The sequence below is a fragment of the Paenibacillus sp. LS1 genome (assembly GCF_026013365.1).
Lineage (GTDB): Bacteria > Bacillota > Bacilli > Paenibacillales > Paenibacillaceae > Paenibacillus.
This window is the reverse complement of sequence record NZ_JAPDOE010000010.1, coordinates 120,515-132,607: the sequence shown is the minus strand read 5'-3', so window position 1 is coordinate 132,607 and position 12,093 is coordinate 120,515. Positions and strand designations below refer to the sequence as shown.

The window sequence follows — 12,093 nt, the reverse complement described above, 5'->3', positions numbered from 1 at the left end:
TTGTTTGAAGCGATTGATATTTAATATTTAGGATGCACCCTTATGGAGTATGATGTGGATCGGGTAAAGAAGATGATTGATAGCTACAGGGGTATTTCTGGATGGAAGGGTCTTTCGAGATTCCTGCGTTTTGACTTACTTATACTCGGGACTTCGCTGGCGGGACTTTTGCCATGAGTGTTAACCTGCTGTGCGCCCCAGCAAGCTAATCCAAAATGATGAGGTGAATGTTGTGTCTGCTTCTCACCTGACCAAAAATGCGCTGGCTCACTCGCTTAAATCACTCATGGAGCATACTCCACTGAACAAGATTACGGTCAAACATCTGGTTGATCATTGCGGAGTGAACCGGCAAACCTTTTATTATCATTTTCAGGATATTTACGCGCTGCTTGGGTGGATCTATCAGACTGAAGCGGTGGAAAGTCTTACGGATTACCGAAGCTACAGCACATGGACGGACGGATTTTATAAAATCTTTTGCTACATCGAGAACAACAAAACGTTCTGCTGCAACACACTCAACTCACTTGGGCGTACCCATCTGGATGTATACCTCTATGAAGTAACCCATGATCTGATCATGGGTGTTATTGATGAGCTGGCCTGTGGGATAAAGGTCCGCAGTGAAGACAAAGAGTTTGTCGCCAACTTCTATACCCTGGCCTTCACTGGGCTGATCATTCAGTGGATGAGGGGCGACATGCAAGAACCACCAAAACAGATTATTGAGAAGCTCAATGAACTGATCGAAGGCAATGTCCTGAGGGCACTGCACAGGTATGAGAATAAGCTGCCATCCACTTAAGGATGCGCGGCTTTTTTCGCATGTGATCTAAGCCTGATTTTTAGACACTTTTCCAAAAGTGACCAAAAATTGGACACTCCCGTTCTTTTAATCATACCTTACGGAACCTGCAAGGTTTACATTAAGGATGTGATTACAGTACCTTTTGGAGGCGAATGATCGTGAAGAAAGAACATGGTAATAAACAGGTCTATTTTGTAGGCGGCGGCATTGCATCTTTGGCGGGTGCAGCTTATCTGGTTAGAGATTGTGGCTTTCCTGGAGAACACATTCACATTATCGAAGAAATGCCGATTCTCGGCGGCAGCAATGACGGAGCTGGCAATCCCGATCAAGGATATATCATCCGTGGCGGGCGGATGCTCAATGACGAAGCCTATGAGAATCTCTGGGAGTTGCTGGCTTCCATCCCTTCCATCGACCGTCCGGGCATATCTGTCCGACAGGAAATCACCGAATTTGACGATGCCAATCCCACACATTCCAATGCGCGGCTCATCAACCGTGACGGCAAGGTCGAAGATGTACTCTCCATGGGTTTTGATATGGCGGACCGATTGGCGATGGGAAAACTGATTATTACGCCTGAAGACACGCTGGGTAAATTGCGAATCAACGACTGGTTTGGCCCTCACTTTTTCAAAACAAACTTCTGGTATATGTGGGCGACCACCTTCGCCTTCCAACCTTGGCATAGCGCCGTGGAATTCAAAAGATACATGCTCCGCTTTTTTCACGAATTCCCAAGAATTCAGACGCTGGAAGGTGTCACCCGCACACCGTTCAACCAATATGACTCGATTATCCTGCCACTGCATCACTACCTGGAACCGTTTGGCGTAGATTTCACGCTGAAATGTACCGTCACGGATCTGGATTTCAAAGACGGCGAGGGCATTACGGTAAGTCGGATGCATGTGCTCAGGGGAGGTGAAGAGGAAGTCATTGACATCCTCGAAGGTGATCTCGTCATTGTCACAAACGGTTCGATGACCGAAGGGGCCGATATCGGCTCCATGACTTCCGCACCGAAACTGAATGGCAAGGGCAGCTCATGGAAGCTGTGGGAGAACATTGCCGCCAAGAAACCGATGCTAGGCAACCCTTCTTCTTTTAATGATCATGTGCATGAGTCCAAATGGGAATCGTTTACGGTCACCTTCCATGATTCGGTCTTCTTCGATCTGATGGAGAAATTCACACGCAACCGGGCAGGTACCGGGGCTCTGGTTACTTTCAAGGATTCCAGCTGGTTCATGTCTGTTGTTCTGGCCTTTCAACCGCACTTCCGCGGTCAGCCGGAGCATGTAAAAGTATTCTGGGGATACGGATTATACCCGGATAACGTGGGCGATTACGTGAAGAAAAGAATGTGCGACTGTTCCGGGGAAGAGATTATGCAGGAGTTGATCGGGCATCTTCATTTTCAGGAACATCAAGAGGAGATCATGGCTACCGCCAACTGCATTCCATGCATGATGCCATACATTACAGCGCAATTCATGCCTAGACTGAACAGCGACAGACCAAAGGTTGTGCCTGAAGGCTCTACCAACCTGGCCTTCATCAGCCAATTCTGCGAGATTCCCGATGACGTGGTATTCACCGAAGAATATTCAGTCCGGGCAGCACGGATCGCCGTCTACACCTTGCTTGGAGAGAACCGTCCGATTGAACCCATCAACAAATATCAGTATGATGTTCGGACGCTGTTCAGCAGTTTTGTGACTTCGTTTAGATGACTGCTTATATAGAGAATGTGTGTTGTTGAATGAAGAGTCGTTGTATAAAGCAAATAAAGAGAGTTCCGTCAGTGATGACAGGACTCTCTCTTTCGTTTACTCATTTACTATCTAAGCCCAACACATAGCTTTCATAGAGATTGCACAACTGTCGTCTAAAGAACCTCACACACCTTATTACTCGAAATTTCGCAGGTTTGAAAATCTAACGAATCGTAGACATCTTATTTGCGCTGTAAGCATGTTTGGGCAGCAGAATAAAGCTAAATTGTACTCAATAGCGTGTCTGAGATTCGTTACATTTTCTATGACTGCAAAATCAATGAAATAAGGCTTCACAGATTCGTTAGCGCTCCGTGGCTTACGGAGAAGACTACTTATGAGAATGGAATCGCAGTGATATGTTATTGTCGATATCCTAGTCCATTCTTTCTTGAAACTTCACTTATAACTCTTCCTAGTTACTCATGTATACTCTTGTGGTGGTTGTTCTTATTATTCTTGGTGTTACTTTTCATTTTTGCGTTGTTACTCATCGCTTATGTGCGGAAAGTCGTAAATTTCAGCATGTGCACAAGCTTGGATAAATGTGCGATCTCCTGCTGGACTCCAGAGGTGTCCGTACCTGCCATTGCCTGGTTCGCCCGCAGCGTTCTGCGTGTGTTCAGCATACCTTCGATCAATTTCATGACCGTGTTGCGTCCACGATGATCGACAATCATATACTTTTTGCGTGCATCCAGCTCTACCCATACGATGTTGCTGAATGATGTGAACAGATGCTTGCGGTACTGCTCCATATCGGTCTCATTGTAATGCTCGCCATAAAAGGCATAATATCCGTGTATGTGCAACTTCTCCGCCAACACTGTGATGAACGGATCATGTTCGAGCATAGCGTTACGTTCCATGTTTCACGCCTCCGTTATGCGTGATCCGCAGATCCCGTCTTTTTGAGATCTATTTTAACATATTGCGCAAGGTGTTGCCTCTACACAGATAAAAGCCAAGTTTTAACTCCGAAAACCGATGCATTACAAATGAGAGTTATTAGCACGATACTAATTTTCTAAATCTAATATGACTCGCCGATATGTCTGCCCTTCACCCACACACCCTCAATATCCAGCTCCGCATTTAGCAAAATGATATCTGCCTGTTTTCCTTGAGCCAAGGAACCTGTCCGGTGATCAATACCCAACAGACGTGCCGGAGTAAGACTTGCTGCACGTGATGCAGCGTTCAGACTCAAGCCCACTTCCTGTACCAGGTAACGGAAACCGCGAATCATCGTCAGTGTGCTTCCGGCCAGTGCGCCGCCGTCCTTCAGCCTGGCCTCGCCATGCTTCACAATTACGGGCAGGTCGCCGATTTTATACTCCCCGTCATCCAGTCCCGCAGCAGACATCGCATCTGTGATCAACACGAGTTGATCATCATGTTGCTTCAGCTGAGCCAGGATCGAGATCGCCGCAGGATGCACGTGAATGCCGTCGGCAATCACCTCGGCACTGATACGCGGATCACTCAGTACAGCTCCGGCAGCTCCAGGTAACCGGTGATGCAATGGTGTCATGGCATTGAATGTATGTACCGCATGATGCAGTCCGGCTTCTACTGCCCGCTCCACCTCTTCATAGGTCGCATCCGTGTGACCGAGTGCCGCTGTAATCCGTTGTTCACGTAGCCATGAGATGACCTCCAGAGCACCTTCACGTTCCGGTGCCAACGTAACTTGACGGATCAGACCGGGATATTGCTTCTCCCATGCTTGGAGCCAAGAAACATCAGGCAGAATGATGTGTTCTGGATTTTGCGCTCCAGGCCATTTCGGACTAAAAAACGGACCTTCCAAGTGTACACCCTCAAGTTGTGCATATGGCATTTCACTAGAACGATAGCGGTCGACTTCAGCAAGTACGCTGTCCAGACGCTCTTTTGGAGCCGTCATGGAAGTCGCAAGCATCGCTGTTGTGCCTTGCGTACTATGGAAAGAAGTGATCTTGTCCAACACCTCAGGGCTTGCATCCATAAAGTCTTCTCCGTTCCCACCATGCACATGGATATCAATGAATCCAGGCACAATGAGACCACGTTCCGGTACTTGCAGCGGCAAAGCCTCGCTCCGAATCCGTTCAGGAAGACCTTCCGGTATCCCGGCATAAAGGATTTTCCCATCCCTCCAGGCTATTACACCGTCTTCCAATATTTCATCTGCAAGGAGCAGCTTGCCCCGAAGAAGAGAAATATTTTCATCACGCTGGCCCCCGCTAACACGGCTATTCACCTCGGTCATCTCACCAGCCTCCCAGCCGCACGGTCCAGCAAGACCACCACATTCGGATGACATTGCAAAAGCGATGCAGGACAGGCCGTTGTGATTGGTCCCATGAAAGCTTCGCGAATAATCTCAGCTTTTTCCTCTCCACGGGCAATGAGCAGAATCTGTTTGGCTTTCAAAATGGTACCAACACCCATCGTAATCGCCTGAGCCGGAACTTCATCGATGCTGTCGAAGAAGCGTGCGTTTGCCTTTCTCGTCTCTTCTTTCAAATCCACGACATGCGTTCGTCCTGTCAGCTCGGTTCCCGGTTCATTGAAACCAATATGACCATTATGTCCGATGCCCAGCAGTTGAAGATCTACCGGTCCACGATCGTCCAGCCGCTGTTCATAGGAATTACATTCCTGTTCCAGATCTGCAGCCTGACCATCAGGCACATGCGTTCTGGCAATATCCATATCAATATGATGGAATAATTGTTCATTCATAAAACTGCGGTAGCTTTCACGATGCTCTGTTGGCAGTCCGACGTACTCATCCAGATTGAAAGAAGAAGCCTGTGAGAAGCTAACCAGCCCCTTCTGGTACAACGTAATAAGCTGTTTATATATACCTACAGGAGAACTTCCTGTCGCGAGCCCCAGTACAGCCCGTGGTTTGGTTTGCAACAAGCTGGCAATGAGGCCAGCACCCGTGGCGTTCAAGTCCTCTTCATTTTCAAAAATTCGTATATTCATCTGTCAGGCACCTCCGTTGTGTTGGACTCGATAAGATTGCACATTATGATAGGATTGTTCCAGTCTGGGGATAAAACGGTCGAAGTCGGCACTTACCATGCCTGTGAACAAAATATCGACCACATGCAGCAGTGCAATACGTGAAGCCATATCTCCACGCCTCATGCCTTCTTCCAGAGAAGAGGTGAACAATGGGATATCCGATACCGTTGCGAGTGTGTTACTTCCATAGGAAGTCAGTGAAATCGTAGAAGCTCCGGCCTCTTTGGCACAATGCAGGGCATCGATGGTCTCTGGTGTTTCGCCTGAATAGGATACGGCCATCGCCACATCTCCCTCAGCAAGCGAAGAGGCGGATGTAATCTGCATGTGTGAGTCGGAGAAGGCAGTACAACTTTTGCCAATCCGCACCAGTTTCTGATAGAAATCCTGTGTTACAATCGACGAGGTAGCCACACCGTACAGATCAATGCGGCGAGCCTGGCACAATAACTGCACGGCATGCTCCAATCTGCCCAAATCTAGTAAACGGGTCGTATCTGCAATCGACGCGAGGTGATTGGCTTCGATTGCTTCAACAATTTTGGAGAGCGGGTTGCCCGCGACAATATCCTGATACGCCGTTTCCTCAGAAGCGTGGGACAATTCTGCGGCGAGCTTCATTTTGAAATCGGGAAACCCTTTGAAATGAAACGACTTGCAAAAGCGGGTCACCGTCGCCGCACTTGTGCCACTCTGCTCTGCCAGATGACTAATCGTCCAGCCGGGAATGTCCGATGGAGATTGCATAATGACTTCCGCAATACGGCGCTCCTGAGACGGAAGGTTATTCAGTTCTTGCTGCAACGCACGTAATATGGCTGCCATAAGGCCCTCACTTTTATGAAAATTATTTTTATATATTTTTAATTAAATAAGAAAATCATTTTTATAATTTCATTTTAATCAAGACGATCCTGCAAATCAAGAGGAATTTCACACGACTTTCTCATTCATGCTGAACTTGTGGGTAGACCCTCATCTCCTTGCTCCACATAGTGGTATCCTTTATATTGAAAATCGAGAGGGGCGCAATTCTAATGAATCGAAGACAACGGAAAAAGCTCATTCCTTCCATCTGGATTATTGCTACCAAGCAATCGGGAGGACATGCCTATTATGCCCTCTATGCTATCGACTGGAAACGCGGAGGTCGGTTGAGTTGGGAAGGCTGGAATCACTTTGAAGATCTGCTGCAATTTCATATTCCGATCAAACGAAAAGCCGGAGGAAGGAAATCCGCTTCCCAACCTGCCGCCAAGATTTTGAAAAGAGCGCTCCATCTTCATCTGAACGAAGCACAATTCGAGGAATTGGAGCAGCTCTTTTATCAGTCATTTTCGAAGAAAAGATGGAGGACGTTCCTTCAAATGAATAGGAATCAATAAGTGATAAAGTGATATGAATTCAGTTATTTTATTTTTTCACTCTAAAACAAAAAAAGCCTCTTCCCTTCTTTGGATAAAGAATAGGAAAGACTTTCGCGGTACAACGATTCAATTCATTTTAATTCATTTATATCGTTTTAAGAATTTGCTGGCTAAGCTGGGTACAGTCATTTGATGAACCGATTGATTTTCAATCTCCTCCGCCAGATCATCATCTGTGAGAGAAACGAAGAACGTAATGTCTGCTTTGGTTTGTCCATATCGGGCGAAAACGTCATCTGCTGTCTCATTCACAACTTTGGCGATGATTCGAATGATCTCATCCTTATACTTCTGGACATCTTCTGTTGCATACAACAATCGGCTGATATGGTTAAAGTGTGTCTCGTCGCCATACTGATATTCGGAGCAGCCCCATCTGTAATAGATCTCGTCCTCCTCACTATCACACAGCCCTTGCTCTTTCATACTCGAAATATGCTTAGCCAGAGATTCCTCTGTATTCACCGCCAAAAACAGGGTAACCCAATCACTGTCCGTTCCAAATGCAAAAGCATATACTTCTTCATGCTGCACCTGAGCCAGCGTTTGTTCCAGATCGGGTAGAAAGCCCGCTCGAAATTGATCTTCGAATTCACTTAAAAAGCGGTCCACTTAGCTCATCCTTTCATTATTAAAATAAGTTGATATACCGAATAGTTACACTTGCCACTTCGTTTACAGAATAACCTTTCGATCACTGTTATCGCTCAAACCAACGTTTCACTTTCAAGCCTCACCTACTGCCTTATCTGCTTCATATATGTAATCATTATGGTCTACTAAAATAACGAAAACAAGCGATGCTACGTTTCCGATCTTCCCTCAATAACAGCAAAAAAGCCTTGCCCCATTCTTCATGACAAAGAATAGAGAAAGGCTTTCATGCTGCTACTTAATCCTAACTGCAATTCGCAATTATATCTTCAGTTCTCCAAGCTTAATCAGCTCGACAACTGCCTGCGAACGACCCTTAACATTGAGTTTCTGCATCACATTCGAAATATGGTTACGCACCGTTTTCTCGCTGATGAATAACTGCCCTGCGATGTCACGCGTTGTTTTGTCTTGAACCAGTAATTCGAATACTTCGCGTTCACGGTGGGTCAACAAAAATTTGCTTTTATGATCGATACCCTTCAATGTTCACCCCTCCTTGCTCGGGTTGTGTTGGTGTAACAAGGTTAAGGGGATACAGTCAACTCATCTTATGTCAGGTCAAGGGCGTTGGTTCAGTTTTATAAGAAAAATGGGCAGTAAACCTGTGATTCATTGTCCCAAAGAGAACGTGTGCAGTTGTCTATATATTTGAGATTATGTAAAACAAACATGCCCCTGCAGCTGATGTTGCCATCCGCGCAAAGGCACACTTGTTCATGTCTTGAAAAACTACCGATTCATTCGGTTCATGACACCACCGTTATGATTACGGTTCATCAGGCCATCGTCAAGGATGCCATCACGGTGATTGGTATCTGTGCCGTTCGTCGGGAAAATGCGCTCTACCATCGATTGGAACGTATCGATCATGCCGCTGACCGGCTTACCGTTACGAATATCTGTGGCATAATTCTCGACATGCTCCACAAAATCCGGATTAGCTGATACATATACATTCTCGATGTTCGGTGCAAACTGCTTGATTTTGGCTGAAATCTTACCCTTAATCTCAGCTGATGTGTTATCGTCCGAGCTATCTACACGTTGTCCTTCACTTTTCATACCATAATGCCCATCTGCCGTCCCACGTGCTTTGCCACTGTTCGTCAGACCACGCATCATGCCAACCGCGCCTGTGCCCATCGTGCCATAGATGCCACGATCATTGCCCATGTGACTGCGATCCGTTGCTGAATTCGTGTTCAGTCCTGGCGCAATTCCGCTGGTGCTGTACGGAGACATGGTGCCCGTTCCACCATTTACACGCATGCCACCCATATCGTGATTCATGTTGCCCCCACGCATGGTATCACTGGCATGATTACGCATCGTCCCACCCAGCATGCTCGTACGACCATTAGACTTACTATCCAACTTCCCTGAATGACCATCTGCCAAACGAACTGCCACATAAGCATTACGATCCGTTAACATGACACGGGCGGATTTGACTTCCTTCATCTCCGTGATGCGTTTTGCCAGCTCTTCACTGGATTTCAGGTCAGTGACATTATGCATGCGATAGCTTTTCGCACGAATGCCGTCCATGCCGTTCGTTTCCACACCATAACGGTTAATGCCGTTGGCTTGCTGACGAACACTTTGCGTATGCATATTGTTGGTATCCCGATTCGTGCCACAACCTGTCAAACCGGCCATTACAAAGATTGCAGTAGATAATGATAACGTAATAGCTGTTGCCTTTTTGACTGCTGGCATGTACTCATCCTCCAATGTTTGTTGGTTTTGGTCACAAAGATAGGATGTGCTTCTGTACGTACCGATATGCTGAAAGGATATGGTACCTTACCCTGTAATATTTGGTCTTCGGGTTGTGGTATTTTGCTTTCAGTTTTGATCCGTGGGCAGTGAGATTTTTGCCTTTAAAAAACAAAAAAACAGTGCTGCTTTGTTCGCAGCACTGCCTTAAAGGTAACTTGAATTTCATTTCAAGTTAGTTATAATTACTTATCCTTCAACTCGCTCATTTCCCGTCAGTTGATGAGGAAGTCGTTTCGTCATTTGCAGAACTCGATGATTCTTCCGAAGAAGCTGTTGATGCTTTAATCGTATCCGGGAATTTCTCGGCTTCCGTCAGACTCGTCGCATCCATGGCATAGGCCCACTGACCATCCGGCGTAATGACCCAAATTTGATCCGGTTTGGATGGCACCGTAAGTCCCCGATACACATCTCGAACTTGTTGCCCGTTGACCGTCTGTTCAACAGACAGGGTGAATCGGGGAACTGTATCCTTCAACTCAGATGCTTTGCGCACATCATCTGCTGTCGACAGGTTTTTGATTTTGCCAATAAGCGAAACTGCATCTGTGGCTTCAATTGTTTTTCCATTTAATGTCCAGGCCTGCTCTGCCGCACTGTTCTCCGATGTCGATTTCAACATCCAGGTAGATGCTTCACCTTCCCACTCCAGAGATCCAACATTCGTCTCATCCATGTTGAAAGGGGTGGTGTCCAACAAATCACGATGAGTCAAAGCCATGTTGGTAATCGCCTCTGTCTGCACGGCAACTACGGGGCCCGAATCAACACGCACATAACGCGCATCATCTGCTGGAAGCTGTCCACCAATAGCCAGTTTAACCTCCCGATTATCTTTGAGTTTGATCTCCAATCGAGTAGCATCTGTTCCTAACCCGTACTTATTCAGATCCGTCGGTGCTTCTTCCACCACCAGTTCCTGATTCGCACCACTCAGAGCATCCAGCCAGCTGCTTACACTGTAACCGTTGAGAGGATAGGCTTTCGGTTCAATCATCTGCCAGACGCCATTCTCAAGTGTCAAAGTCGAAGATGCTGCTGCACCAGATGTTTCCTCCGTTGTGTCATGTATCGTGATGGATTGAATATCCACAGATTGAATACCAAGTAACTTGGCTTGTACCGCTTCTTCTTCCCGAAAATAATTTTGACTGGCCGCGTACACCCAGCCCACAATCAGTACGATAACCACCAGAATCGTTGGGATCCATTTTCTCATACCCGTCTGCGCCTCCACCATAAGAGTACACCGAGTATAACAAAGATGAGCGGGAACGCCACAATCGCCACAAAGAAGATCGTTCTAGCCTGTTCACCGTTCAGGTATGCCATCTCATAACCGGCTTGAACCCGTGGACGAATCGTTAATCCATCTTCTTTTTCACTCAGATAATTCACTGTATTCAAAATAAAGTCCCGATTACCGCCATTCGCAATTTCCGAATCCTGCATGAAAATGGACGAGCCCAGAATAACTGCCTTCGGTTTACCATCCGTTGTATCGGCTGCATACCCCAATTCCACTGGACCCTGAATGTCCTCTTCAGCATCATTGGTTGTTTCATTTTGCAATAAACCGCCGATATTCGTCTCCCCATAACTGTCATTCGAAGAATGAATTAACGGGGAAAGGGTATATTTATCCTGTTCTTTGCTAGTCAACGCAATCGACAGCGACAACATCGGATACAATTGGCTCTCAGCAAGTTTGTCCGTAATAGCATGTGTACCATACTCCGGCACAACCCAGAGCGGACCCATCGTACTTGCCTGTTGGTTATCCACCATGACCGCATGCTCATCCACGACGCCATAGTCAGCCATCAGGGCATCGATGTTTTTCCAACTGGATTTCATATCTTCCACAAATCCAAGGGATAATAACAGCTTGCCTCCATTACTCAGATAGGTGCGAATGGCTTTCATTTCCGTATCACTGAGATCACGTTGTGGACCAATAATAGCGAGCACATCTGCATCCTCCGGAACCTTCCCAGCCTGATTCAGCTGCAACTCTTCCGTTTGCACATTATTTTGTTCCAAGGAGGATTGAAGTGTGGTCATCTGATCAAGACTCAACTCTTCATGTCCGGTCAAAAAGACCATTTTGTGCATCTCCGTGGATGACATATTCATGAGCGCCTGCGTCAGCTTTTCCTCACCTGTGAACTGATATGATCCGTCACTGCCGTCACCTGTCGCGGTGAACAGACTCGCGATATCAATCACTTTGTGTTGATCTCCCTGCTCCAGTACAATGGAGCTGCCTGTTATGCCGTATTTGGATGCAAGCGCAGGTTCCTGCGTCAGATTATACTGTTTTAGCTTTAGCTTGCTGTTGCGTTTGGTATACTCCTCCACCATGTCCGTGACCTCACGGTTCAGGACCGTGTTGTTGGCATTTTCGACGGTTAACACCAGAATGTTGACGTCGTCCTTCACGTTTTTGATCGCAGTAAGGGACTGGTCAGATAACGTGTATTGTTTATTCGAGGTCAGATCCAGCTGGAAGCCGCCAAGTGAATTCAGGAACAGTGTTAGCAAAATAAAGATGCCAATCACCGCTACAGACAGCACGGTACTGTTGGTATGACTTAACCATTTTTTCATCTTC

At 46.6% G+C, this 12,093-nt stretch carries 12 protein-coding genes; 3 read left to right on the top strand and 9 right to left on the bottom strand.

The annotated features are described in order from the left end of the window. The first annotated feature begins 232 nt into the window (after positions 1 to 232). Entirely contained in the window at positions 233 to 808 is a 576-nt protein-coding gene (locus tag OM416_RS25350) for a TetR/AcrR family transcriptional regulator (RefSeq protein ID WP_264934226.1), read from the top strand. 155 nt (positions 809 to 963) lie between these two features. After that, complete coding sequence (locus tag OM416_RS25345; protein ID WP_264934225.1) at positions 964 to 2,550, top strand: oleate hydratase; 1,587 nt, start codon at positions 964 to 966, stop codon at positions 2,548 to 2,550. 539 nt (positions 2,551 to 3,089) lie between these two features. On the opposite strand, the gene OM416_RS25340 is transcribed toward OM416_RS25345, so the two are convergent. From OM416_RS25340 to OM416_RS25325, 4 genes are all read right to left on the bottom strand, one after another. Then, positions 3,090 to 3,461, bottom strand: coding sequence for a hypothetical protein (locus OM416_RS25340; protein ID WP_076333741.1), 372 nt, complete (start codon positions 3,459 to 3,461; stop codon positions 3,090 to 3,092). A gap of 164 nt (positions 3,462 to 3,625) precedes the next feature. Then, a complete protein-coding gene (gene nagA / locus OM416_RS25335; RefSeq protein WP_264934224.1) occupies positions 3,626 to 4,846 on the bottom strand; it encodes an N-acetylglucosamine-6-phosphate deacetylase in 1,221 nt (406 codons plus the stop codon). Then, entirely contained in the window at positions 4,843 to 5,571 is a 729-nt protein-coding gene (nagB, locus tag OM416_RS25330; protein ID WP_264934223.1) for a glucosamine-6-phosphate deaminase, read from the bottom strand. The genes nagA and nagB overlap by 4 nt, the downstream gene beginning before the upstream one ends. A 3-nt stretch (positions 5,572 to 5,574) precedes the next feature. Continuing rightward, positions 5,575 to 6,438: a MurR/RpiR family transcriptional regulator gene (locus OM416_RS25325; protein WP_264934222.1), complete on the bottom strand. Its 864-nt coding sequence runs from the start codon at positions 6,436 to 6,438 to the stop codon at positions 5,575 to 5,577. Positions 6,439 to 6,650: 212 nt separating this feature from the next. Between OM416_RS25325 and OM416_RS25320 the strand changes: the two genes are divergently transcribed. Next, positions 6,651 to 6,998: a hypothetical protein gene (locus OM416_RS25320; protein ID WP_264934221.1), complete on the top strand. Its 348-nt coding sequence runs from the start codon at positions 6,651 to 6,653 to the stop codon at positions 6,996 to 6,998. A 123-nt stretch (positions 6,999 to 7,121) separates the two neighbouring features. Here the strand turns inward: OM416_RS25320 and OM416_RS25315 are convergent, their stop codons facing one another. From OM416_RS25315 to OM416_RS25295, 5 genes are all read right to left on the bottom strand, one after another. Further along, complete coding sequence (locus tag OM416_RS25315; RefSeq protein ID WP_264934220.1) at positions 7,122 to 7,652, bottom strand: DUF4303 domain-containing protein; 531 nt, start codon at positions 7,650 to 7,652, stop codon at positions 7,122 to 7,124. 303 nt (positions 7,653 to 7,955) lie between these two features. Next, the gene (locus OM416_RS25310; RefSeq protein ID WP_017692532.1) at positions 7,956 to 8,180 is read right to left on the bottom strand and encodes a helix-turn-helix domain-containing protein; all 225 of its coding nucleotides are present in this window, start codon (positions 8,178 to 8,180) and stop codon (positions 7,956 to 7,958) included. 246 nt (positions 8,181 to 8,426) lie between these two features. Then, positions 8,427 to 9,416, bottom strand: a complete 990-nt coding sequence (locus OM416_RS25305; RefSeq protein ID WP_062837854.1) for a YhcN/YlaJ family sporulation lipoprotein — start codon at positions 9,414 to 9,416, stop codon at positions 8,427 to 8,429. Between the two features lie 265 nt (positions 9,417 to 9,681). Beyond that, positions 9,682 to 10,698 (bottom strand): DUF4340 domain-containing protein, encoded by a 1,017-nt coding sequence (locus OM416_RS25300; protein WP_264934219.1) that lies wholly within the window; start codon positions 10,696 to 10,698, stop codon positions 9,682 to 9,684. Further along, entirely contained in the window at positions 10,695 to 12,089 is a 1,395-nt protein-coding gene (locus OM416_RS25295) for a GldG family protein (protein WP_264934218.1), read from the bottom strand. Before OM416_RS25295 ends, OM416_RS25300 begins: the two co-directional genes overlap by 4 nt. Positions 12,090 to 12,093: the final 4 nt, after the last annotated feature.